Below are 23,261 nucleotides of genomic sequence, written 5' to 3' on the forward strand. Positions count from 1 at the left end.
TTAGAACCTTGCGCCCTTCGGGAGGTACGGCGCCCGCCCGCGCTCCCCGACGTAGACCGAGAGGATCGCCTGGTGGGTGGCGTCGCCGGCGATCGCGGACTGGTTGGCGACCAGGACCCGCTTGCCGAGGAAGGTCGCGCTGCACGGGGTGTCGAAGGGGATGGGTGAGCCGTTGTCGCCGGTGAGGGCCGTGCCGAAGCGCTGCACCTCGTCGCCGGCCGCCGTCAGCTCGACGACCTGGTTGGAGAGGCCGGCAAGCGCGACGTAGACGTGGCCGGATCGCCCGATGCCGAAGCCGTCGGGCAGGTCGCCGGGCTGGGAGGTCCACAGCGTCTCCAGGTCGCCGGGCTTTCCAGCGTCGCCGATCGGCAGCCGGTAGAGCGCGCCGTTCGTGGGCAGGTCGCTACCGTCGCTGACCGTCTGCTGCGTGATGAGCAGGTCGTGTCGGCCGGGCCGGTAGCGGATGCCGGTGGTGCCGAACTCGATCGCCCCGGCGAGGGCCGCAGAGGTGAACCATCGGCGCGGCGTCGAGGAGCCGTGCGGCACCTTCCAGATCACGCCCTCGGCGTAGTCGGTGACGAAGAGCGCGCCGTGCGGACCCCAGGTCGCGTAGTTCGGGGTCGCGCCGTCGGGGAAGCGCACCTCGCGGTGGAACTTCCCGGTCCTGAGGTCGAGGGTGAGGATCGACGCGGTCGAGGTCTCGAGCAGCACGAGCCTGCCGTCGCGGGTCTGGTTGGCGACCTGCACCCCGTGGTCGGCCGTGAGGTCCTGCCCGGGCACGGCCCACGACCGCAGCAGGGTGCCGTCGGCCGTCCACTCGAAGACGCGCGACGGCTCGGCGCTGCCGGAGTCGATGTAGCTCCCGGCGTACACCCGGCCGTTGGTGTGCACGTGGACGTACGCCGGGAAGCCGGGTGACGGCACCAGCGAGAAGACCCGGGTGTCGCCCTTCTCGGGCGGCGTCGCCTCTGCGGACGAGCCCAGCGTCATGGCCAGCACGCCCGCCACGAGCAGGGCGATCAGCCGCTTCACAGGCGGTCCCTGACCTCGATCGCGGCGCGCTGGCCGGCGCGGACGGCGCCGTCCATGTAGCCGCTCCAGTACGTCGACGTCTCGGTGCCGGCCCAGTGCACGCGACCGAACGGCTGCCGGATCGCGGGCCCGAACTGCACCATCGAGCCCGGCGCGTGGAAGGCGGTCGGAGCGCCGCGGGTCCACCGCTCCTTGGTCCAGTCGTGCTCGACGTAGTCGACCGGGTGGAGCGCCTCGTCGCCGAACATCGCGGCGAAGCCCTCGAGGACCGCCTTGCGGCGCTTGGCCAGGGGCATCGGGCCGTACTTCCGCCAGGTCGCGCCGCCGACGAACGCGAGCAGCACGCCGGGGGTGCCGTCCTTGGGCGAGTTGTCGAAGACCGCGCGAGCGGCGCCGGAGTCGTTGAGCCCGAAGCCGTTGAGGCCGGCCTTGCGCCAGAACGGCGTCTTGTAGATCGCGTCGCACTTCATCAGCTGGCCCATGTCGAGGTGGCGCATGAGCTGGAGGCGCTTGATCGGGAGCTGCGGGTACCAGTCGATGTCGAGCACCAGCGGCGGGGGAGCGGCCACGATGACGCGCTCGGCGCTGACGGTGCCGCGTGCGGTGTGGACGTAGGCGCGGTGGTTCTTCTGCTCGATCCGGCGCACCGGCGCGTTGAGCGCGACGATGTCGCCGAGCCGGCCCGCGAGCCGGAGCGGCACGAGCTGGGAGCCGCCGATGAAGCGGCTCTCCTGCGCGCCGTTCGCGGTGTCGGAGTTGCGGGAGAACGTGCCGACGTTGGTCTCGTTGCCCGAGCAGGCGACGTACCAGAGCACGAAGAGCAGCGACAGCTCGTCGGGGTCGGCGCCGAAGCCGGGCTGGGTCCAGGACTTGATCAGGTTGCCGATGCCGTCGGGGTTGACCGAGTTGCGCCGGATGAACTCGCCGAGGCTCTGGCCGTCCCACTCCTCGGCGTTCGGGTGGGCCCACGGGGCGGCCACGTCGATCGAGGCGGCCATGTCGTCGATCCGGGTCAGCAGCACCGCGGCGTCGGGGAGGATGGTCGGGTCCGGCGGGACCGTCCCGGAGTACTCCATCCGGCCGGTGAGCGCCGAGACGTAGACGCTGTTGCCGGTGTTGTACTCCTTGAACGTCGGGACCTTCAGCTCCTTCGCGAGCGCGAGGATGTGGTCCTGGGTGGGCCCGACGAAGGCGCCACCGGACTCGATGGTCTCGCCGCCGCCCTGGCGGATGTGGTGGTTGAGCACCCGGCCGCCGACGCGGTCGCGCGCCTCGAGGAGGAGCACGTCGCGGCCACGGCGCGCGAGGTCGTGCGCCGCGACCAGGCCGGAGATGCCGCCCCCGACGACGACCACGTCGACCCGCTTCGGGAGGGATCCCTGCCGGGACCCGGCCGCGACGGCGTCGTGGAGCGCGCCGGTGCCGAGCGCGAGTCCGCCCATCGTGGCGCTGCCGAGGAGGAGTCGGCGGGTGAGCTGCGGTGTGGACATCGGCACTCCTGCTGGGGTGGGTGTCGGACGCTGGCTCAACGAGACCGGCTCGTCGTGGGTACGCCGACGCACGGTGAGATCAGCCACTAGGGTCGGCCGCGTGACCCGTGCAGCAGTCGCCGAAGCGGCCAGAGCCCTTGCGGCCGACGGCCTCTTCATCGGTACGGCGGGCAATGTCTCGGTCCGCGACGGCGACCGGGTCGCCGTGACCGGCACGGGGGTCGTGCTGGGCCGCTGCACGACCGATGACGTCACGGTCGTCGCGCTGGACGGCACCGTGCTCGAGGGCGCGCTGGTCCCCACCTCGGAGCTCGACCTCCACCTCGGCATCTACCTCGACACCGACGCCGGCGCGATCGTGCACACGCACGCGCCGTACTCCACCGCGGTCGCGTGCGTCCTCGACGAGCTGCCGGTCCTGCACTACCAGCACCTGCTGCTCGGCGGCCCGGTCCGCGTCGCGCCGTACGCCACCTTCGGGACGCCGGAGCTGGCCGCCCACGTCCGGGAGGCCCTCGTCGGCCGGCAGGCCGCGCTGATGGCCAACCACGGTGCGGTCGCTGTCGGCGCCACCCTCGTCAAGGCGGTCGAGCATGCGCAGCTCCTCGAGTGGCTGGCCACGCTCCACCACCGCGCGACCGCACTCGGCACGCCGCACGTCCTCACCGACGCGGAGCAGGCCGACGTGATCACCCAGGCGATCCGCCGCAACTACGGAACCCAGCAGGAGAACTGATGAAGATCGCCACCGTCGGCGTGCACGTCCTCGACACCCACGTCATCGGCATCGAGTCGATCCCGGCCGGCTCGGACGGACAGCTGGTGGAGACGATCCGGTTCTCGCCGGCCGGCACCGCGGGAGGTACGGCGGTGGTGCTGAGCCGGATCGGTGCGGAGGTCATCAGCTTCGGTGCCGTGGGCGACGACCCGATCGCGGACACCCTGCTCGCACTCCTGTCGCGCGAGGGCGTCGACGTCTCCGGGCTGGTCCGCAAGGCCGAGCACCAGACGTCGTCCTCGGTGATCCCGGTCCGGCCCAACGGCGACCGCCCGGCGTGGCACTGCATCGGCGCGAACGGCGCCTTCACGCTCGACGACCTGCCGCTGTCGGCGCTCGACGGCGTGACCCACCTGCACCTGGGCGGCCCGGAGTTCCTCGGAGGGGAGGCCGCCGGCCAGCTGCTCGAGCACGGTCGCTCGATCGGCGCCGTGACCTCGCTCGACATCCTCGCGCCGGGCGACCCGGACATGCTCGCCTGGATCGCGGATGCGCTGCCCCACACCGACTACCTGCTGCCCAACGACGAGCAGGTGCTGGGCTTCACCGGGGCCTCGTCGCTGGCCGAAGGCGCCCAGGCTCTCGTCGCTGCCGGAGCCGGCTGCGTGGCGGTGACCCAGGGGGCGAAGGGCGCGCTGGTGGTCACCGCCGACGAGGTGATCGAGGTGCCGGCGTACCCGATCGACGTCGTCGACACGACCGGCTGCGGCGACGCCTTCTCGGCCGGCTTCCTGCGCGGTCTCGCGCTGGGTCGCGACCTCCGGGGCGCCGCTCAGCTCGGCTGCGCCACCGCGGCCCAGGTGGCGCAGGGGCTCGGCACCGACGCGGGCACCTACGACCTGGAGTCCGTGCTCGCCTTCATGGGCTAGCGGTTCGGCCGCGCCAGCCGGTCGAGGAACGCGACGAGCAGCGCCTCGCGCATGGCGGGCGACGCGATGTCGAGCATGGCGTTGACCTCGGCCATCCGGTCGGGGAGGGCGAGCCCGTCGGTGGCGTCGCCACCCACGAGGCCGGACGCCGCGAGCAGCCCGTCGAAGTCGTCGTCGGAGAGCGTCGCGGGCTCGAGGGTCTCGATGAACGCAGCGACGCCCGGGTCGACGCCGACCGGGCCGACGGCGACGGCCGCAGCCACCGACTCGGCCAGCGCGGCGAGGAAGTCGTCGACGTGGGCGAGGGTCGCGGCGCTCACCGACAGGTGGATGTTGGGCGGCTGGCCCGCGTAGGACATCTGGGGCTGGACGTACCAGTCCCGCGTGGCCATCTCGTCGCAGATCGTGAAGGCGTCGCAGGAGCCGTCGGTCACGAGGGCGATCAGCGTGGAGTCGGGCTGGGCGACCAGGCTGAGCTCCGGGATCTCGGCCACGCCGGCGGCGATCCGGTCCACGGCCTCGAAGACGTCGCGGGTCAGCTGCTCGTAGCCCGCGTCGCCCAGCGACTGCACGACCGCCCACGCGCCCGCGAGCGGGCCGCCGGACTTCGTCGACTGGATGGTCGAGTTCAGCATCGTGTAGCCCGGCCATGCGGCGTACGCGAAGTACTGCGGACGACGGTGGGCCGGCGAGCGGTGCAGCAGGACCGAGGTGCCCTTGGGGGCGTAGGCGTACTTGTGGGTGTCGACCGAGATCGAGGTGACCCCCTCGACGGCGAAGGTCCAGGGAGCGACGTCGCGGCCGATCCGCGCGGCGTACGGCAGCACCCAACCACCGATGCAGCCGTCGACGTGGCAGCGGATCCCGCGCTCGGCAGCGGCGGACGCGACCGGCGGCACGGGGTCGATGACACCGTGGGCGTACGACGGCGCGGAGACGACGACCAGCACGGTCCGCTCGGGCGCCTCGTCGATCGCCGCGATCATGGCGTCCGCGTCGGCGCGGAAGTCGGGGCCGACCGGCACGACCACGGCCTCGACGCCGAAGTAGTGGGCCGCCTTGAGGAAGGCGGCGTGCACGGTCGACGGCACGACCATCCGCGGTCGCTCGACGTCCGGGCGGCTGTCGCGCGCGCCCTGGACGGCCAGCAGGCAGGACTCGGTGCCGCCCGAGGTGACGGTGCCGACCGCGTCCGCAGGTGCGTCGAGCAGGTTGGCTGTGAAGCCCACCAGGTCGTTCTCCATCTGCAGGAGGCTGGGGAAGGCCGTCGGGTCGAGCCCGTTGGAGCCGGCGTACGCCGCGACGGCCTCGCGTCCGATCGCGTCCACGTCGGGCAGGCCCGAGTCGTAGACGTAGGCGAGGGTGCGGCCGCCGTGGACAGGCAGGTCGGCGGTCTGCATCTCGCGCAGGCGAGCCAGGGTGTCGTTCATGCGGCCACGCTCTCATCCACGGCGTCGTGGTCGAGCGTGTACCTCCTCAACCACCACAGGCTGAGCAGGATCAGCGCCGCCGGCAGCACGGAGAAGCCGAGGGTGATCGCGTTGACGGCGGAGTGCGGCTGGACGACGTCGCCGTCGGTCGACGACTGGTAGCCCCCGATGGCGAGCACCAGCGCGAAGACGGCCGGGCCGAGCGCCAGGCCCAGGGTCTCGCCGGCCGTCCAGACGCCGGTGTAGACGCCGGCGCGGTTGGAGCCGGTACGCCGTGCGTCGACCGCTGCGGCGTCGGGCAGCATCGCGAGCGGGAAGACCTGGCAGCCGGCGTACCCGACGCCGACCAGGACGACGGCGAGGTAGACGACGCCGTCCGGCACCACCTGGGCGGTCACCACGAGCAGGGCGCCGGCCGCCAGGAACAGCGACGAGAAGAAGTAGCCGCGCTTCTTGCCCAGGCGGGTGCCGAGAGCGGACCAGGCCGGCGTGAGCAGCAGCGCCGGGCCGACGAAGCAGATGAAGAGGATCGTGGACGCGCCCTTCTTCCCGAGCACGTCCTCGGCGAGGTAGTCGACGCCGGCGAGCATGCAGCCGGTCGCGAGCGCCTGGACCACGAAGCAGGTCAGCAGCCAGCGGAAGTCGCGGGCCTCGGCGACGATGCGGAGCTGGTCGCGCAGGCTGCCGGCGCCCGGCTGCGGGGCGGTGACGGGTGCGCGGCGCGTGCCGACGTACGCGCTGACGACGCCGACCAGGATGATCACCGCCATCGCGACGCCCATGATCCGGTAGCCGGCGCGGCCGCCGACCGCGTCGCGGATGGCCGGAGCGGTGGCGCCGGCGAGCATGATCGTGAAGGCCAGGATCGCGACCCGCCAGGTCATCAGCCGGGTGCGCTCGTCGTACGAGTCGGTCATCTCGGCCGGCATGGCGACGTAGGGGACCTGGAAGAAGGCGTACGCCGTCGCGCAGCCGACGAAGAAGACCAGCACCCACGCGGCCTCGGCGACCTTGCCCATCTCGGGGGCGGCGAACAGCAGCGCGAACATCAGCGCGAGCGTGATTCCGGCGCGCAGCAGCCACGGCCGGCGCGGGCCGCGGGGGTCGACGGTGCGGTCACTGATCCGGCCGGCGATCGGGTTGAGGATCACGTCCCACGCCTTCGGCAGGAACACGATGAACCCGGCCACGATCGCCGCGATGCCCAGGCTGTCGGTCAGGTAGGGCAGCAGCATCAGACCCGGTACCGTCCCGAACGCCCCGGTCGCCACCGACCCCGAGCCGTACCCGATCCGGACGCGTCTGGGCAGGGCGGTGGTGTCTGGCATGGGGGGAGGCTACTGGTCGGAATCCCCGGTGAACCGGGGATTCCTACGCTTCTCGGCCTTTGCAACACCTGGGAAGCGCATGCAATGCCTGGGAAGTCAGCGGCTGAGCGCCCGCGAGCTGGCCGAGGAGTGCCGGCGCTTCGGGTTGGCGCCGATCACGTCGGCCGAGGGAGCTGCCTTCTTCGCAGCCGGAGCCTTCTTCTTCGCGGGAGCCTTCTTGGCGGCACGCTTCTTCGGCGCGGGTACGGCGGCCGACCACTGCTCGAACCACTCGTCGAGCACCGGCCAGGTGGATGCCCGCGCCCCCCGGCCGGTCAGCAGCCCGAGATGACCACCCGGCACGATCTCGAAGCGCACCTCGCGAGCGCCGGTCAGCAGCGGGAGCACGGGACGCACGGCCGCGACCGGGGCGATCCCGTCGGTCGCGCCGGCGACCACGAGCACCGGAGCGGTGACGGACGCGAAGGACTCGACGCGGTCTCCGAGCGCGAAGCGGTGGTAGAGCTGCCCGTAGGCCCGGCCGCGGTACGGCGTGGTCGCGGCCGTGAACCGGTCGACCGCCTCGACCTGCGCCAGCCACTCGGTGTCGTCGAGGTGGGTCGCGACGGCGACCTGCTTGTCCACCAGCTGCCGGAACGGCACCAGCGGGAGCACCCAGCGCAGCGGTGCCGGCACGTCAGCGAGCAGGGGTCGCGCCGGCGCGAGCATCGGCACCTGCGTCACGTCGACCGGCGACCCGAGCACCGACAGCGAGGCGATGGGCAGGTCGGAGGCTGCGGCCGCGAGCAGCGCGAAGATCCCGCCGAGCCCCCAGCCGACCACGTGCACCGGCTTGCCGCCGGCGTGCTCGGAGACGGTGCGCACGGCGTCCGGGACGACCTTGTCGACCCACGGGTCGAGCCCGAGGTCGCGGTTGCGGAGCGAGACCGCGCCGTACTCCACGAGGTAGGTCGGACGACCACCCTCGACGAGGTGCTCGACCAGCGAGCAACCACGTCGCAGGTCGAAGCAGGTCGCCGGCGCGGCCAGCGGCGCCACCAGCAGGACCGGCTCCCCGGTGGCGGGTGTGCCGGCCGACGGCTCGTAGAGGAAGACCTCGCGGCGCGGGCCGGCGTCGATCTGGGTGCGGGGCATCGGGCGCAGGTCGGCAACGCCGCGGTGCAGCACCATCCGCCCGAGGTTGCCGGCTGCGGCGACGACCTGGTCCGGCTTCGGTACGAGGTCCATGCCGCGACGCTACCCGGCGACCGTCAGGGCAGGTAGGTCCGCAGCATCCAGCGCTCCGGCTCGGTCATCGGCTCGAAGCCGAAGCGGGCGTAGAGCGCGTGGGCGTCAGCCGTCGCGAGCACGGCGCGCCGCACCTGCCAGGCGGCGAGTGTCTCGTCGACGGCCGTCATCAGGGCGGTGCCGACACCGTGGCCGCGCGCGGCCGAGTCCACGAAGACGTCGCAGAGCCAGGCGAACGTCGCGCGGTCGGTCACCAGCCGGGCATATCCGACCAGCACGCCCTCGTCGTACGCACCGAAGTTCAGCGACCCGGCGATCGCTCGCTCGACGACCTGGCGCGAACGGCCCGTCGCCCAGTAGGCCTCGGTCGACAGCCAGCGGTGGACCGTGTCGACGTCGAGCAGCGCCGGGTCGGTGGAGACCCTGACCATCAGGACCGCTTGGCGGGCCGGACGGTCTTGCCGTGCGAGGGGCGTACGGCGGTGAGCTCGGCCAGGAAGCTGTCGGCCCACGCGGCCACGTCGTGCTCCATCACCTGCTTGCGCATCGCCTTCATCCGCCGGGTCAGGTCGCGCTCGTCGGCCGACCACGCCTCGAGCAGGGCCGACTTCATCCCGTTGATGTCGTAGGGGTTGATCAGCCAGGCCTGCCGGAGCTCGTCGGCCGCGCCCGCGAACTCCGAGAGCACCAGGGCACCGTCGTTCTCGTAGCGGCACGCGACGTACTCCTTCGCGACCAGGTTCATCCCGTCGCGGAACGGCGTGACCACCATGACGTCGGCGGCCCGGTAGAGCGCGGCCATCTCCTCGCGGGGGTACGACGCGTGCAGGTAGCTGATCGCCGGGCGGCCGATCCGGCCGAGGTCCCCGTTGATCCGGCCGACCAGCCGGTCGATGTCGTCGCGGAGGATGCGGTACTGCTCGACCTGCTCGCGCGACGGTGTCGCCACCTGCACGAAGACGGCGTCCTCGACGTCGAGGTGCCCCTCGGCGATCAGCTCGCTGAACGCGCGCAGCCGCGCGTAGATGCCCTTGGTGTAGTCGAGCCGGTCGATCCCGAGGAAGACCTTGCGCGGGCTGCCGAGCGCCTCCCGGATCTCGACGGCGCGGGCCTCGACCTCCTCGGACCGGGCGAGCTCCTCGAAGCCGGCCGAGTCGATCGAGATCGGGAACGCCGCGGCCCGGACGGTGCGGCCGTCGGGCAGGTAGACCAGGTCGCGATGTGTCTTGTGACCGACCCGCTGGCGCACCAGGCGAATGAAGTTCTGCGCCGCGCCGGGGAGCTGGAAGCCGACCAGGTCGGCGCCGAGCAGGCCCTCGAGGATCTGGCGCCGCCACGGCAGCTGCTGGAAGAGCTCGGCCGGCGGGAAGGGGATGTGCAGGTAGAAGCCGATCCGCAGGTCGGGGCGCAGCTCGCGGAGCATCTGTGGGACCAGCTGCAGCTGGTAGTCGTGCACCCACACCGTCGCACCCTCGGACGCGAGCTCGGCGGCCTGCTCGGCGAAGCGCTTGTTGACCGCGACGTAGCCGTCCCACCACTCCCGGTGGAACTCCGGCTTGGCGACCAGGTCGTGGTAGAGCGGCCACAGGGTTGCGTTGGAGAAGCCCTCGTAGAACTCCTCGATCTCCTGCTGCGACATGGTGATCGGGGAGAGCTCCATGCCGCCGTGCTCGAACGGCTCCAGGTCGGTCTCGGTGCCGCCGGGCCACCCGATCCAGGTGCCGTCGTTGGCGCGGAGCACCGGCTCGATGGCGCTGACCAGCCCGCCGGGCGAGCTGCGCCAGCCGGGGCTGCCGTCGGGCAGCTCCACGCGGTCGACGGGCAGCCGGTTCGCGACGATGACCAGGTCAGCCGAGCCAGAGGAAGCCACGCCGTCACCCTAGTAGTGCTGCGAAGTGTCGGGCTGGCCCGACCACGGTCGTCGGGCTGGCAGGATCGTGCGCGAAGCCCGTCGTTCCTAGCGTTTCTCCCATGACGGAGACCATGTTCATGCCCACCACCGTGACCCCCGGGGCCACCGCGCAAACCAGGCCCACGGGCCTGCGCCGGGTCCTCTACGAGAGCGCCTACGCGCTCTCCGCGTTCCCGATCGCGCTGGTCGGCTTCCTCGTGGTGGTCATCGACCTGTCCCTCGGCGTCGGGCTCCTGGTCTTCGTCGGCGGCATCCTGCTCGTGTCGGTCGGGATCATGGTCGCGCGCGGCTTCGCGCGCTTCGAGCGGATCCGGATCCGCGGGATGCTCGGTCGCCCGGCGCCGACCCCGTCCTACATCTGCGCGCCCTCCGGCTCCGGCTTCTGGCGCCGGATGCTGACCCCGCTCAAGGACCCGCAGTCGTGGCTCGACGTGATGTGGTCGGTCGTCGGCCTGGTGACCGGCACCGTCGCGTTCGGGGTGGCGCTGGTCTGGTGGGCGGGCACGCTGACGGGCCTCACCTACTGGTTCTGGCAGCGGTTCGTCCCCGACAGCGGCGACGACGGCGGGCTGGCGGACCTGCTCGGGCTCGGCTCCGGTCGTACGGCGGAGAGCCTGGTCAACCTCGCGGTCGGCGTCATCGGGCTGGTCACCCTGCCGTGGGTGGTCCGGTTCGTCTCGCTGGTCCACGCGAGCCTCGCGACCGTCCTCCTGTCGAGCCGCGCCGAGCTCCAGACCGAGGTGGCGCGCGTGCAGGACAGCCGTGACGCGGCCCGGATGGCCGAGGCCGAGTCGCTGCGGCGTCTCGAGCGCGACATCCACGACGGCCCGCAGCAGCGCCTGGTGCGGCTGACCATGGACCTCGGCCGGGCCAAGCGCCAGGTCGAGCAGGACCCCGACCGCGCCGCCGCGACCATCGACGAGGCGCTCGCCCAGGCCCGCGAGACGGTCGCCGAGCTCCGCTCCCTGAGCCGCGGCATCGCCCCGCCGCTGCTGGTCGACCGCGGCCTGGCCGCCGCCCTCGACGAGATGCTCACGCAGAGCGTGGTCCCGGTGACGTCGCGCGTGATCGTTCCCCACCAGCTCCCGCCGCACGTCGAGACGGCCGTCTACTTCGTCGTCGCCGAGGCGCTCACGAACGTCGCCAAGCACTCCGGCGCCGCGTCGGTCGAGGTCTCGGTCGTCGACGAGGGCGGCGAGGTCGTGGTCCGGGTCGAGGACGACGGCGTCGGTGGCGCCCACCCGAGCAAGGGACTCGGGCTCGCCGGTCTCCGGCAGCGGCTCGCGGCCGTCGAGGGCACGCTCGACATCGCGTCGCCCGAGGGCGGCCCGACCGTGCTCACCGCCCACATCCCCGCAGGAGGCAACGCATGAAGGTGGTCGTCGCCGACGACTCGCTGCTGCTCCGAGAAGGGCTCCAGCTGCTGCTCACCGAGGCCGGGCACGACGTGGTCGCCTCGGTGGCCGACGGCCCGTCGTTCGTCGCGGCCATGATCGAGCACCGCCCGGACATCGGCATCGTCGACGTCCGGATGCCGCCCAGCAACACCGACGAGGGGCTGCGCGCAGCCGTCGACGTACGCCGCGCGTGGCCGGACGCCCGGCTGATGGTGCTCTCGCAGTACGTCGAGGTCTCCTACGCCGACGACCTGCTCGCGACCGGCGACGGTGGCGTCGGCTACCTGCTCAAGGACCGGGTCAGCGACCTCGACGACTTCCTCGCCTCGCTCGCGGCCGTGGCTGCCGGCGGCACGGCGCTCGACCCGCTCGTCGTCCGCCAGCTGATGGGTCGCAACCGGGACCCGCTCGTCGACCTGACCCCGCGCGAGCGCGAGGTGCTCGGCCTGATGGCGGAGGGGAAGTCGAACGCCGCGATCGCCGAGTCGCTGACGGTCACCCTCGCCGCGGTCGAGAAGCACACCCAGCGGATCTTCGCGAAGCTCGGTCTGATGCCCGACGACGACACCGCCCACCGCCGCGTGCAGGCAGTGATCCGCTACCTCAAGCGGGGGGACTAGAACAACAGGTGGTGGCTCAGGTCGCCGGTCTGGTCGACGAACATCGTGCGGTCCTGGAACCACCACTCACCGTCGATCCGGTGGAACGTGTCGTGGTAGTGCCCGGTGATGATCACCTGCAGAGGCAGGGACTCCGTGGCCTGCGTGACCAGGTAGCTGGTCCGCGCGGTGGCGGTGCCGGCCTCCTCGTCGACCTCGATCCGCGCGTTGGTGGTGAGGTGCTTCGTCTTCGGCGTCCCGGTGTCCTGGTAGATCCGGGTCGCCATGCCGTAGAGGGCACGCACGCCCTCGCGGCCGACGAAGACCGTCTCGGGCGGACCGTTCTCCTGACCGAGGATCCGGCCGTGCGTGAAGAGCTCGGCGACGCCGTCCAGGTCGCCGGCGTCGATGCGCTCGGCGTACGTGTAGAGAAGGTTCTCGATCGTTCGCGCGCTGTCGGCCACCGCGACAGCATAGGTTCGCCCCGTGCCGGTGGGGTTCGATCTCGAGAGCGTGCTCGCTGACGCGCGCCGCAAGGAGGGTCTCGAGGACCTCGGGCCCGGCTCCTTCCGGGAGCCGCTCGGCGTCCTGCTCGACGCGTACGCCGGTGCCGGGCTCAACGAGACGGGCGCCCACATCCTTCGCTCGGGGATCGTGCACAGCCTGCGGATGCGGCTGCGGGCACAGGAGTGGTTCCGCCGCCATCCCGAGATCGCCGACGAGCAGATCGTCGCGCCGATCGTGGTGGTCGGGATGATGCGCAGCGGTACGACGCTCCTGCAGCGCCTGCTCGCCGCCGACCCGCGCTTCCACTGCGCTCACGGCTGGGAGGTCGTCGAGGTCGCGCCGCCCCTCGACCTGGACTGGACCGCGGCAGACCCGCGGATCGGCAAGGCGCTGGCTCGCGAGGATCAGTCGCGGCAGTGGGTGCCGGACCTGTTCGCGATCCACCCGATGTATGCCATGGAGGCCGAGGAGGAGATCGTCTTCCTTGCCGACGCTTTCCTCTCCCACGTCCCGGAGTCCGGCGCGCACGTCCCGGCCTACCGGGCCTGGATCAACACCGAGGACTTCACCCCGGCTTACGACCACCTGCACCGGATGCTCCAGCTGCTGCAGTGGCAGAAGCGGCAACGCGGCGAGACCGCCGACCGCTGGGTCCTCAAGACCCCGGCTCACCTGGGCTACCTCGACGACCTGCGCGCCCGCTTCCCCGACCTCCACCTCGTGCACCTGCACCGCGACCCGGTGGAGACCGTCGCGTCCGGTGCCAGCCTCAACGCCACCCTCCACGCGATGCACGCCGACGAGGTCGACCTGCACCGGGTCGGCGCCGAGTGGATCCAGCGGATGGGCTGGACCAACGACCGCGCCCGCGCCACCCGGGCCACCTGGGGCGAGGACGCCTCGCTGGTCACCGACCTGGAGTTCGCCGACGCGGTCGCCGACCCGGTCGGCCAGGCATCGCGGGTGTACGACGCGGTCGGGCTCGACCTGACCGCGGACGCCGAGACCGCGATGCGCGACTGGCTGGCCCGCCGGCCCCGGGAGACCGGGCGTCCGGCGTACACCCCTGAGACCTACGGCCTCTCGGCCGAGCAGATCCGCGAACGGTTCGCGGACAGGTGAACGAACGGAGCACGACGTGACGGGACGTTTCGAGGGCAAGCGCGCGCTGGTCACCGGCGCCGCCGGCGGGATCGGCCGCTCGATGGTCGACCTGCTGACCGAGGAAGGCGCCGCGGTGGTCGGCGTCGACCTGCGCGAAGCCGAGGGCGTGCAGCAGTGCGACGTCAGCGACGCGGACTCGGTCGCCGCCGCCGTGGGTTCCGCGGCCGAGCAGCTCGGCGGGCTCGACGTGCTCGTCAACGTGGCGGGCATCGACCAGTTCCGTCGCTTCGAGGAGCTCGACCTCGCCACCTGGCAGCGGCACCTCGGCGTCAACCTCACCGGACCGATGCTGATGAGCCAGGCCGCGCTGCCGCACCTGCGCGCGAGCCGCGGCAACATCGTCACGATCGCGTCGGTCGCCGGGCTGCGGGCCCAGCCCTACCAGGCCGCCTACTGCGCCTCGAAGGGCGGCGTGATCATGCTGATGAAGTCGCTGGCCCTCGAGCTCTGGGCCGACGGCGTCCGCGCCAACACCGTCTGCCCGGGCGGTGTCGAGACCGACCTGCCGATGGGCGCGGCGGCCGAGCACGCGGGTGCCGAGCTCGACTGGGGCCTGCTCAGCGAGACCGCAGGCGGCCGCTACGGTTTCATGCCGCCCCGCGAGATCGCCGAGGCAGTGGCCTACCTCGCGTCCGACGCCGCAGCCAACGTCACCGGCGCCGTCATCAACGTCGACCGCGGCACCGCCTGCTAGCCCAGAGCGGGGCGCACCTGCTCCAGCGCCTGCTCGGTGAGAGCACCCAGACGGCGTACGTCGTGGGGGGCCGGCGCCTCGGTCCACACCGCGAGAGCGGCGAAGACCGCGCCGGCCACCACCTCGGCGCGCACGGCGGCCGTCAGGTCGGTCGCCCCGCGCTCGCGCAGGATCGCGCGCAGCTCGGTGGCCATCGCGCCCTGCCGGTCGCGGAAGGTGCGCTCGATCCGCTCCGGGCTGAGCAGCTCGCTGCGCAGCCGGGCGATCTCCACCATCAGCTGGGGATCGGTCGGCGCGGAGCCGAGCGAGGCGAGCACCGAGCGGACCAGGTCCTCGTCGGCCGGCCGGTCGCGCATCGCGCTCGCGAACCACGCCAACCGGGTGACCACGTCGCCGAAGAGGACCTCGTCCTTGGTCGCGAAGTGGCGGTAGAAGGTGCGCTCCGTGACGCCGACCTCGGCCGCGATCGCGGGCACGCTGGCGGCCTCGAACCCGTCGGTGACGAAGTGCCGCAGCGCCACGTCGCGCAAGGCGGCTCTGGTGCGGTCGGCCTTGGTCATGGTCTCATAATGTCAGAACTGACATTTAGGAGCAGGATGACGCACCCGATCGCCACCGACGAGCAGCACGCGCACGAGCTCGCGGCTCTCGAGCTGGTCGAGCACCCGACCGTCCGCGCCGCCTACCGCGACGTCGCCGAGACGTGGCTGTCGCGGGCCAAGGCGTCCGACGCGATGCGTGCGCGGTTCGAGGCGGCGTACGACGAGGTGATGTTCTCCGCGGCCGTCTGGTCCTCCAACCAGGACCCGCTGCGACCGAGGGTCACGACGATCACCCGCCTCGCCCACGAGGTCGACGGCCTCGCGATCCCCGGCACGCGGTGGGGGATCGACAACCCGGACTCGGTCTACCGCGTCATCCCGATCTCCGGCGACGAGCGCTACGAGATCCGCGGCCGGGTCGGCGAGCACCGGATGACCGAGAACTACTTCACCCTCTGGAACGCCCACATGGGCACCGTCGACGTCCTCGACGGCCGGCGGATGCAGGTGGACCCCGACGGCTCCTTCGCCATCACCGTCGACGCCGACGAGGCGGGCGGGCGGCCCAACCACGTGCGGTCGACGCCCGAGGCCCACGAGGTCTACATCCGCGACGTGCTGCTCGACTGGTCGCTCGACGACCCCAACGCCTTCACCGTCGAGCGGCTCGGCAGCGCGCCCGCGAAGCCCGCGCTCACCCTCGACGAGCAGGCCGAGGCGACCGCTCGGATGATGGCCCACTTCGCCGACTTCACCGGCAAGCTCAGCCACGGCATGTACAAGCTGCCGGAGAACCACTTCTCGCTCGCCTGGTCCGCCGACCACACCGGCGCGATGCGCAACCAGGTCTACGTCGCGGGGCGCTTCCTGCTCGCCCCGGACGAGGCCTTCGTGGTCGACGTGAGCGACGGGGGAGCGGAGTACTTCACCGTCCCGCTCTCCAACATCTGGGGCACGACGCTCGACATCCTCGACCGGACCGGCAGCCTCAACAAGGCCCAGTCGGTGGCCAACGAGGACGGCACCTACACGTTCGTGATCTCGGCGCAGGACCCCGGCGTCCACAACTGGATCGACACCGACGGGCTGCACGAGGGGATCCTCACGCTGCGGATGGCGGAGTTCCCCGACGGAGGTGCCCGACCCGACCTCAGCGCCACCGGCCGGGTCGTGAAGCTGGACCGCCTCGACGCCGAGCTGCCCGACGCGCCCCGCGTCTCGCCCGACGAGCGGGCCGCCCAGCTCGCCACCCGACGCGCGGGCTACCTGCGCCGCCTCCCGGAGCTGGGCGCATGAGCCGCTGGCTGGTCACCGGGTGCTCGACCGGCATCGGACGCGAGGTCGCCCGGGCGGCCCTCGACGCCGGCCACCAGGTCGTGGTCACGTCGCGCAAGGTCGCGGACGTGACGGATCTCTGCGACGGCTACGAGACCGCGCTCGCCGTACCTCTCGACGTCACCGACCGCGACCAGGTCGACGCCGCGGTCTCGGCGGCGACCGACGCGTTCGGCGGTCTCGACGTGCTGGTCAACAACGCGGGCTACGGCTACCTCTCGGCGGTCGAGGAGGGCGACGACGCCGAGGTGCGCGCCCTCTTCGACACCAACTACTTCGGCGTGGTCGACACGATCAAGGCGGTGCTGCCCGGCATGCGCGCGCAGGGCAGCGGCCACGTGATCAACATGTCGTCGATGACGGGGCTGGTCGCCAACCCGCCCAACGCCTACTACTCCTCGACCAAGTTCGCGCTCGAGGCGCTGACCGAGGCGCTCGCCAAGGAGGTCGGCCCGCTCGGCATCAAGGTGACCGCGATCGAGCCCGGCGCCTTCCGCACCGACTGGGCGAAGCGCTCGATGCACGAGGCGTCCGCGCCGATCGAGGCGTACGCCGCGGACGTCGGCGCCCGCAAGGAGCTGATCCGGGCGTTCGCCGACCACCTGCCCGGTGACCCGCGCAAGGTCGCCGAGGCGGTGCTGATGGTGACCCGGCTCGACGACCCGCCGCTGCGGCTGCTGCTCGGCCACGACGTGCTGAAGGCGACCCGCGAGAAGCTGGCGGCGATGAGCGCCTCGATCGACGAGTGGGAAGCCACCACCCTCGACGTCAACTTCCCCGCATGAACGCCACGGCGGCCGAGGTCCTCGACGGCATCGACCTCTCCGGCCGGACCGCGCTCGTCACCGGCGGCTACTCCGGCATCGGCATCGAGGTCGTCCGCGCGCTCGCCGGCGCCGGCGCCCACGTGCTCGCACCGGCGCGTCGGCCCGAGAAAGCAACGGAGGCCCTCGCAGACGTCGACGGGGTCGAGATCGGTGAGCTCGACCTGGCCGACCAGGGCAGCGTCGCGGCGTACGCCGAGGGTGTGCTCGCCGGCGGGCGCCACCTGGACATCGTCGTCAACAACGCCGGGATCATGGCCTGCCCCGAGCGCAGGGTCGGCCCCGGTTGGGAGCTGCACCTTGCGACCAACCATCTCGGCCACTACGCGCTCGTCAACCGGCTCTGGCCGGCGATCACGGGCGGCGCGCGGGTCGTGAGCGTCTCGTCGACCGGCCACCACCTCTCCGACTTCCGGTGGGACGACCCGTGGTTCGAGACGGGCTACGACAAGTGGCAGGCCTACGGGCAGTCCAAGACCGCCAACGTGCTCTTCGCCGTGCACCTCGACGAGCTCGGCCGTGACCAGGGGGTGCGCGCGTTCTCGCTCCACCCCGGGGCGATCATCACCGCGCTCGGCCGGCACCTGCAGGCGGACGACCTCACCGATCTCGAGATCCCGGAGTTCCGCTCGCCCGAGCAGGGCGCGGCCACGGCCGTCTGGGCAGCCGTCGCTCCCGAGCTCGACGGCCGGGGAGGCCTCTACCTCGAGGACTGCCACGTCGCGGAGGTCGTCCCCGACGGTCCGCAGACGACCTGCGGGGTGCGCGACTACGCGCTCGACCCGGACGCCGCCGCCCGGCTCTGGGCGTGGTCGGCCGCGCAGACCGGGGTGGATGCGTTCAGCTGAAGGTGACGCCCACCTGGCGGCGTACGTCGTCCATCTGGCGCATCAGCGTGAGCGTCTGCGCGTGGGGGACCAGCGGGCTCTCGCGCAGCCCCTCGCGCAGGCAGCGGCCGACCTCGGCGATCTCGTTGCCGTAGCCCTGACCGATCACCGGCTCCTCGCCGAGCACCTCGACCGGCTGTCCGGGCTCGACGGTCCAGGCGCCGCGGCCCTCGCCGTACGGCGTGAAGACGGCCTTCGAGGGGTGGTGGAAGTTGTCGAGGTCGATCCGGCCCTGGTCGGTGGCGATCGCGGCCTGGCGCGAGGAGAAGGACGTCATCGAGGCCGTCATGGTCGCCAGCGCGCCACCCGGGTAGCGGCCGGTCATCGCGACGTCGAGGTCGATGCCGCGGTCGGAGAGGTCGGCCGTCCCGGTCAGGCGCTCGGCCTCGCCGAGCATCAGGTGGGCGAAGGTGAGCGGGTAGATCCCCATGTCGAGCAGGGCGGAGGCGCCGAGCGTCGGGTCCAGCATCCGGTCGGTCGGCGGTGCGTCGACGCGGAAGCCGAGCTCGGCGTGGAGGTGGTGGGGCGTGCCGAACTCGCCGGACGCCAGGCGGGCGCGGAGCTCCCGGATCACCGGGTGGCAGGCCGTCCACATCGCCTCCATGAGGAAGCGGTCGTGCTCACCGGCCAGCCGCACCATCTCCTCGGCGTCGCCGATGTCGAGGGTGACCGGCTTCTCGCAGAGCACGTGCTTGCCGGCCTCGAAGCAGAGCCGGGCGTTGTCGAGGTGGAAGGCGTGCGGCGTCGCGATGTAGACGACGTCGACGGCCGGGTCGGCCACCAGCTCCTCGTAGGAGCCGTACGCCGCGGCCGCGCCGTGCTCGGCCCCGAAAGCCTCGGCGCTCTCGAGCCGCCGGGAGCCGACCGCCGCGAGCCGGGCGCCGGGCACCAGGGCGAGGTCGCGGGCGAAGGTCTGGGCGATCTTGCCGGTCGCCAGGATGCCCCAGCCGATGTCGCTGCCGATGTCGTCACTCATGTCGCCGACCCTACTGATGACGACTCGCCGCCCGACCGAATGACAATGGTGTGGTTCACCGCCTTATAGTGAGTCCATGGACGCCGCGAACGCACTGCACGGCGCTGCCGAAGAGGCGGCACCGACCCTCAGTGAACGCGACCGCGAGATCCTCGAGTTCGAGCGGCAGTGGTGGAAGTACGCCGGCGCCAAGGAGACCGCGGTCCGCGAGCAGTTCGACATGTCGTCGACGCGCTACTACCAGGTCCTCAACGCTCTGATCGACCGTCCCGAGGCGCTCGAGGCCGACCCGCTCCTGGTCCGTCGGCTGCGTCGCCTCCGCGCCGCCCGGCAGCGGCAGCGCTCCGCACGTCGTCTCGGCTTCGAGGTCTGACATGCGGTTCCGCAACCAGCGGGGCGCCGCCATCCCGTCGCCGGTAGTGATGCTCAGCATCATCGCCGTGGCGATGGCTGCGGTCGCCTTCGTCGCGACCCGCGGCGGCGAGCCCACCGAGCGCGAGGTCACCACGGTCTCCGACCAGCCGACCCACAGCGCCAGCTCGGCCCCGTCGTTCACCCCCTCGGCCGACCCCAAGCCGGAGAAGCCCGCCGTCAAGCGCGGCCAGGTCAACGTCGTGGTCTTCAACAACTCCGGCATCACCGGCCTGGCCGGCCAGGTCTCCGAGCACGCCTCGGGCATCGGCTGGCACGTCGTCGGCTCCGACAACTGGTACGGCACGATCCCGGCGACCACGGTCTACTACCCCAAGCAGCTCAAGGCCGCCGCGAAGAAGCTCGCGCTCGACCTCGGCATCCGGCGTACGGCTCCCGCCGTCAACCCGATGCGCTCCGACCGGCTGACGGTCATCCTCACCGGACCGCTTTCCTGAGGCGAGCCGACCCGTGGTTGGCTTGACCCATGGAGTTCACCTCCTCCGAGGGTGAGAGGCGCTACGACGCTCTCGTGCGCGCGGCGTCGCGCTGCGTCGTCGGGCTCGACTTCGACGGCACGCTGTCGCCGATCGTCGACGACCCGGAGTCCGCGCACATCCACCCGGACGCGTCCGAGGTGCTCGTCGACCTCGCCGCCCAGGTGGCCGCGATCGCGGTGATCACCGGCCGCCCGGCCCGTCAGGTGCTCGACCTCGGCGGGCTCGAGGAGGTCGGCAACGAGCTGGCGAGCAACGAGGCGGACCTCTACGTCTTCGGGCAGTACGGCAACGAGCGGTGGTCGTCGACGAACCGCCGGATCCTGTCCCCCCGACCGCCGCGCGGCCTGGCGTCGTTCGAGCGAGAGCTGACCGGTGTCCTGCGCCGCGCCTCGGCCGCCGACGCGTGGGTCGAGGACAAGGGTCTCGCCGTCGCCGTCCACACCCGGCGCCTCGACGACCCGGACGCCGCCTTCCAGCGGCTGCTGCCCCCGATGCGCGAGCTCGCCGCCCGCCACGACTTGGTCGTCGAGCCGGGCCGCAACGTGATCGAGGTGCGCTCACCCGGCCGGCACAAGGGTCACGCGGTCGAGACGCTCGTCGCCGAGCTGGACGCCGGCGCCTTCCTCTTCGCCGGCGACGACCTCGGCGACATGGAGGCCTTCGAGGCGGTCGCCGCGCTCCGCGAGCAGGGCATGCCCACCCTCCTGGTCTGCTCCGCCTCCACCGAGGAGAGCGCGCTGGTGGCCCTCTCCGACGTCGTGGTCAAGGGCCCCGAGGGCGTCCTCGACCTGCTCCGCCAGCTGACGGTCGACGCCGCCGCTGCGGGATAGTCACGGACGAAAAGCACCATTTGCGGGCTCGACATGGGTCCTTTCGTCCGTGACTATCCCGCCAGGATTGGTTCCCGCGTTCGCCATCGGTGAACAGGAGGCACTCTCCGGAACACCGGGTCCCAGGTGAGAGTTGAGTGGGTATGACTCAAGCCTCTCTCCCGGTGCTGTTTCTCTCCGACATGGTCGTCCTGCCCGGCATGGTCGTCCCCATCCCGCTCGACGAGGCCGCCCAGGCCGCCGTCGACGCCGCCCAGGCCAGCTCCGGCGGCGAGCTCCTCCTCGCCCCGCGGCTCGAGGACCGCTACGCGTCGTACGGCGTGATCGCGACCGTCGAGCGCGTCGGCCGCTTCAGCGGCGGCACCCCCGCTGCCGTGCTCAAGGCCGGCTCCCGCGGCCGGATCGGCTCCGGTGTCACCGGTCCAGGTGCTGCCCTGTGGGTCGAGGTCGAGCCGGTCGCCGACGTGGTCAGCGACCACGCCCGCGAGCTCGCCGAGGAGTACAAGCGCCTCGTGATCGCCGTCCTCCAGCGCCGCGAGGCCTGGCAGGTCATCGACCAGGTGCACCAGATGACCGACCCGTCCGGGATCGCGGACGCGGCCGGCTACGCGCCGTACCTCTCCATCGAGAGCAAGCGCGAGCTCCTCGAGAACCCCGACGTCGAGTCGCGCCTCGACACCCTCATCGGCTGGACCCGCGACCACCTCGCCGAGTCCGAGCTCACCGACAAGATCGGTGAGGACGTCCGTGAGGGCATGGAGAAGACGCAGCGGGAGTACCTCCTGCGCCAGCAGCTCGCCGCGATCCGCAAGGAGCTCGGCGAGGGCGAGCCCGAGGGGGCCGACGACTACCGCGCCCGCGTGGAGGCCGCCGACCTGCCCGACGCCGTACGCGCTGCCGCCCTCAAGGAGGTCGACAAGCTCGAGCGCTCCAGCGACCAGAGCCCCGAGGTCTCGTGGATCCGCACCTGGCTCGACACCGTGCTCGAGCTGCCGTGGACCGTCACCACCGAGGACTCCAACGACGTCGTCGCGGCCCGCGCCGTGCTCGACGCCGACCACCACGGCCTCGACGAGGTCAAGGAGCGGATCGTGGAGTACCTCGCGGTCCGGTCCCGGCGCGCCGAGCGCGGCCTGCAGGTCGTCGGCGGCCGTGGCTCCGGTGCCGTCGTGCTGCTCGCCGGTCCTCCCGGAGTCGGCAAGACCTCGCTCGGTGAGTCCGTCGCCCACGCCCTCGGTCGCAAGTTCGTCCGCGTCGCGCTCGGTGGCGTGCGCGACGAGGCCGAGATCCGCGGCCACCGGCGGACGTACGTCGGTGCGCTCCCCGGCCGGATCGTCCGTGCCATCAAGGAGGCCGGCTCGATGAACCCGGTCGTGCTCCTCGACGAGGTCGACAAGGTCGGCGCGGACTACCGCGGCGACCCGGCGGCCGCGCTGCTCGAGGTGCTCGACCCGGCGCAGAACCACACGTTCCGCGACCACTACCTCGAGCTCGACCTGGACCTGTCCGACGTGCTGTTCATCGCCACCGCCAACGTGGTCGAGCAGATCCCGTCGGCGCTGCTGGACCGGATGGAGCTGGTCACCCTCGACGGCTACACCGAGGACGACAAGGTCGCCATCGCCCGCGACTTCCTGCTGCCCCGGCAGCTGGAGCGGGCCGCGCTGACCGCCGACGAGGTCTCCGTGACCGACGCGGCGCTGCGCGAGATGGCGGCCAACTACACCCGCGAGGCCGGCGTACGCCAGATGGAGCGGCTGCTCGCCAAGGCGCTGCGCAAGGCGGCGACCAAGCTCGCGACCGGCGAGACGCACGTCGACATCGACCTGCCGCAGCTCAAGGACCTGGTCGGGCGGCCGCGGTTCACGCCGGAGGCGCACGAACGTACGTCGGTCCCGGGCGTGGCCACCGGTCTCGCCGTCACGGGTCTCGGCGGCGACGTGCTCTTCATCGAGGCGTCGGCGTCCGAGGGCACGGCCGGTCTCACCCTGACCGGTCAGCTCGGTGACGTGATGAAGGAGTCCGCGCAGATCGCGCTCTCCTTCGTCCGGGCGCACGCGGCCGACCTGGGCGTCGACCCGGCGTTCTTCGAGAAGGCGATCCACGTGCACGTGCCGGCCGGCGCGACGCCCAAGGACGGACCGTCCGCGGGCATCACGATGGTCACCGCGCTCACCTCGCTCGCGACCGGTCGCCCGGTGCGCTCCGAGGTCGGCATGACCGGCGAGGTCACCCTCAACGGCCGGGTGCTGCCGATCGGCGGGCTCAAGCAGAAGCTGCTCGCTGCCCAGCGCAACGGCCTGACCGAGGTGTTCGTGCCGCTGCGCAACGAGCCCGACCTGGACGACGTGCCCGCCGACGTGCTGGAGTCGCTCACCGTCCACGTGGTCGGTGACGTGATGGACGTCGTCCGCGGCGCGCTCGAGCCGGCTGCGGAGGCCGCCACCGTCGCGGCCTGACCCCGACGCCATACGGACGCAGGTCGTCCAGCATGTGGATGCGATGTGCACATGCTGAGACGGCCGGCGT

At 72.0% G+C, this 23,261-nt stretch carries 23 protein-coding genes; 13 read left to right on the forward strand and 10 right to left on the reverse strand.

Going from position 1 to position 23,261, the window contains the following annotated elements; genetic code table 11:
- Complete coding sequence (locus ABLE68_RS11390) at positions 1-1,032, reverse strand: SMP-30/gluconolactonase/LRE family protein (protein WP_348871437.1); 1,032 nt, start codon at positions 1,030-1,032, stop codon at positions 1-3.
- Complete coding sequence (locus tag ABLE68_RS11395; RefSeq protein ID WP_348871438.1) at positions 1,029-2,522, reverse strand: flavin monoamine oxidase family protein; 1,494 nt, start codon at positions 2,520-2,522, stop codon at positions 1,029-1,031. Before ABLE68_RS11395 ends, ABLE68_RS11390 begins: the two co-directional genes overlap by 4 nt.
- Before the next feature lie 100 nt (positions 2,523-2,622).
- On the opposite strand from ABLE68_RS11395, the gene ABLE68_RS11400 reads away from it, so the two are divergent.
- Together ABLE68_RS11400 and ABLE68_RS11405 are read left to right on the forward strand one after the other, a co-directional pair.
- Positions 2,623-3,258: a class II aldolase/adducin family protein gene (locus ABLE68_RS11400; protein ID WP_348871439.1), complete on the forward strand. Its 636-nt coding sequence runs from the start codon at positions 2,623-2,625 to the stop codon at positions 3,256-3,258.
- The gene (locus ABLE68_RS11405) at positions 3,258-4,169 is read left to right on the forward strand and encodes a carbohydrate kinase family protein (RefSeq protein ID WP_348871440.1); all 912 of its coding nucleotides are present in this window, start codon (positions 3,258-3,260) and stop codon (positions 4,167-4,169) included. Before ABLE68_RS11400 ends, ABLE68_RS11405 begins: the two co-directional genes overlap by 1 nt.
- On the opposite strand, the gene ABLE68_RS11410 is transcribed toward ABLE68_RS11405, so the two are convergent.
- The 5 genes from ABLE68_RS11410 to ABLE68_RS11430 all read right to left on the reverse strand — a co-directional run bounded on the left by ABLE68_RS11410 (position 4,166) and on the right by ABLE68_RS11430 (position 10,024).
- Positions 4,166-5,599, reverse strand: a complete 1,434-nt coding sequence (locus ABLE68_RS11410) for a pyridoxal phosphate-dependent decarboxylase family protein (protein ID WP_348871441.1) — start codon at positions 5,597-5,599, stop codon at positions 4,166-4,168. The genes ABLE68_RS11405 and ABLE68_RS11410 overlap by 4 nt on opposite strands.
- On the reverse strand, positions 5,596-6,927 hold the full coding sequence (locus ABLE68_RS11415) for an MFS transporter (RefSeq protein WP_348871442.1): 1,332 nt from the start codon (positions 6,925-6,927) through the stop codon (positions 5,596-5,598). The genes ABLE68_RS11410 and ABLE68_RS11415 overlap by 4 nt, the downstream gene beginning before the upstream one ends.
- A 96-nt stretch (positions 6,928-7,023) precedes the next feature.
- Positions 7,024-8,154: an alpha/beta fold hydrolase gene (locus tag ABLE68_RS11420; RefSeq protein ID WP_348871443.1), complete on the reverse strand. Its 1,131-nt coding sequence runs from the start codon at positions 8,152-8,154 to the stop codon at positions 7,024-7,026.
- Between the two features lie 23 nt (positions 8,155-8,177).
- Positions 8,178-8,585 carry a GNAT family N-acetyltransferase gene (locus ABLE68_RS11425; RefSeq protein ID WP_348871444.1) on the reverse strand — a complete coding sequence of 136 codons (408 nt, stop codon included), beginning with the start codon at positions 8,583-8,585 and terminating at the stop codon, positions 8,178-8,180.
- Positions 8,585-10,024, reverse strand: coding sequence for an alpha,alpha-trehalose-phosphate synthase (UDP-forming) (locus ABLE68_RS11430; RefSeq protein WP_348871445.1), 1,440 nt, complete (start codon positions 10,022-10,024; stop codon positions 8,585-8,587). Before ABLE68_RS11430 ends, ABLE68_RS11425 begins: the two co-directional genes overlap by 1 nt.
- Before the next feature lie 101 nt (positions 10,025-10,125).
- Between ABLE68_RS11430 and ABLE68_RS11435 the strand changes: the two genes are divergently transcribed.
- Positions 10,126-11,439 (forward strand): sensor histidine kinase, encoded by a 1,314-nt coding sequence (locus ABLE68_RS11435; protein ID WP_348871446.1) that lies wholly within the window; start codon positions 10,126-10,128, stop codon positions 11,437-11,439.
- Positions 11,436-12,083: a response regulator gene (locus tag ABLE68_RS11440; RefSeq protein WP_348871447.1), complete on the forward strand. Its 648-nt coding sequence runs from the start codon at positions 11,436-11,438 to the stop codon at positions 12,081-12,083. Before ABLE68_RS11435 ends, ABLE68_RS11440 begins: the two co-directional genes overlap by 4 nt.
- On the opposite strand, the gene ABLE68_RS11445 is transcribed toward ABLE68_RS11440, so the two are convergent.
- A complete protein-coding gene (locus ABLE68_RS11445; RefSeq protein ID WP_348871448.1) occupies positions 12,080-12,526 on the reverse strand; it encodes a nuclear transport factor 2 family protein in 447 nt (148 codons plus the stop codon). The genes ABLE68_RS11440 and ABLE68_RS11445 overlap by 4 nt on opposite strands.
- Positions 12,527-12,548: 22 nt before the next feature.
- Here ABLE68_RS11445 and ABLE68_RS11450 point away from each other — a divergent pair, with 22 nt between their 5' ends.
- Both ABLE68_RS11450 and ABLE68_RS11455 read left to right on the forward strand, forming a co-directional pair.
- Positions 12,549-13,691, forward strand: coding sequence for a sulfotransferase family protein (locus ABLE68_RS11450; RefSeq protein ID WP_348871449.1), 1,143 nt, complete (start codon positions 12,549-12,551; stop codon positions 13,689-13,691).
- A 16-nt stretch (positions 13,692-13,707) separates the two neighbouring features.
- Positions 13,708-14,427, forward strand: coding sequence for an SDR family NAD(P)-dependent oxidoreductase (locus ABLE68_RS11455; protein WP_348871450.1), 720 nt, complete (start codon positions 13,708-13,710; stop codon positions 14,425-14,427).
- Here ABLE68_RS11455 and ABLE68_RS11460 read toward each other — a convergent pair.
- Complete coding sequence (locus ABLE68_RS11460) at positions 14,424-14,987, reverse strand: TetR/AcrR family transcriptional regulator (protein ID WP_348871451.1); 564 nt, start codon at positions 14,985-14,987, stop codon at positions 14,424-14,426. The genes ABLE68_RS11455 and ABLE68_RS11460 overlap by 4 nt on opposite strands.
- 36 nt (positions 14,988-15,023) lie before the next feature.
- Between ABLE68_RS11460 and ABLE68_RS11465 the strand changes: the two genes are divergently transcribed.
- From ABLE68_RS11465 to ABLE68_RS11475, 3 genes are read left to right on the forward strand one after another with little or no spacing between them, the layout of a single operon-like run.
- Positions 15,024-16,265 carry a hypothetical protein gene (locus ABLE68_RS11465; protein WP_348871452.1) on the forward strand — a complete coding sequence of 414 codons (1,242 nt, stop codon included), beginning with the start codon at positions 15,024-15,026 and terminating at the stop codon, positions 16,263-16,265.
- Entirely contained in the window at positions 16,262-17,089 is an 828-nt protein-coding gene (locus tag ABLE68_RS11470) for an oxidoreductase (protein ID WP_348871453.1), read from the forward strand. The genes ABLE68_RS11465 and ABLE68_RS11470 overlap by 4 nt, the downstream gene beginning before the upstream one ends.
- On the forward strand, positions 17,086-17,976 hold the full coding sequence (locus tag ABLE68_RS11475) for an oxidoreductase (RefSeq protein ID WP_348871454.1): 891 nt from the start codon (positions 17,086-17,088) through the stop codon (positions 17,974-17,976). The genes ABLE68_RS11470 and ABLE68_RS11475 overlap by 4 nt, the downstream gene beginning before the upstream one ends.
- Here the strand turns inward: ABLE68_RS11475 and ABLE68_RS11480 are convergent.
- Positions 17,969-18,991: a Gfo/Idh/MocA family protein gene (locus ABLE68_RS11480; RefSeq protein ID WP_348871455.1), complete on the reverse strand. Its 1,023-nt coding sequence runs from the start codon at positions 18,989-18,991 to the stop codon at positions 17,969-17,971. The two genes, ABLE68_RS11475 and ABLE68_RS11480, sit on opposite strands and share 8 nt — an antisense overlap.
- Before the next feature lie 76 nt (positions 18,992-19,067).
- On the opposite strand from ABLE68_RS11480, the gene napA reads away from it, so the two are divergent.
- The 4 genes from napA (at position 19,068) to lon (ending at position 23,191) form a co-directional block, all read left to right on the forward strand.
- Positions 19,068-19,364, forward strand: coding sequence for a nucleoid-associated protein NapA (gene napA, locus ABLE68_RS11485; protein ID WP_348871456.1), 297 nt, complete (start codon positions 19,068-19,070; stop codon positions 19,362-19,364).
- Position 19,365: 1 nt separating this feature from the next.
- The gene (locus ABLE68_RS11490; RefSeq protein ID WP_348871457.1) at positions 19,366-19,860 is read left to right on the forward strand and encodes a LytR C-terminal domain-containing protein; all 495 of its coding nucleotides are present in this window, start codon (positions 19,366-19,368) and stop codon (positions 19,858-19,860) included.
- Between the two features lie 29 nt (positions 19,861-19,889).
- Entirely contained in the window at positions 19,890-20,732 is an 843-nt protein-coding gene (gene otsB, locus ABLE68_RS11495; protein ID WP_348871458.1) for a trehalose-phosphatase, read from the forward strand.
- Between the two features lie 143 nt (positions 20,733-20,875).
- Positions 20,876-23,191: an endopeptidase La gene (gene lon / locus ABLE68_RS11500; protein WP_348871459.1), complete on the forward strand. Its 2,316-nt coding sequence runs from the start codon at positions 20,876-20,878 to the stop codon at positions 23,189-23,191.
- Positions 23,192-23,261 lie beyond the last annotated feature (70 nt).

Origin of the sequence: Nocardioides pollutisoli, from assembly GCF_040045055.1 — a bacterium.
In the GTDB taxonomy this organism is placed as follows: Bacteria; Actinomycetota; Actinomycetes; order Propionibacteriales; family Nocardioidaceae; genus Nocardioides; species Nocardioides tweenelious.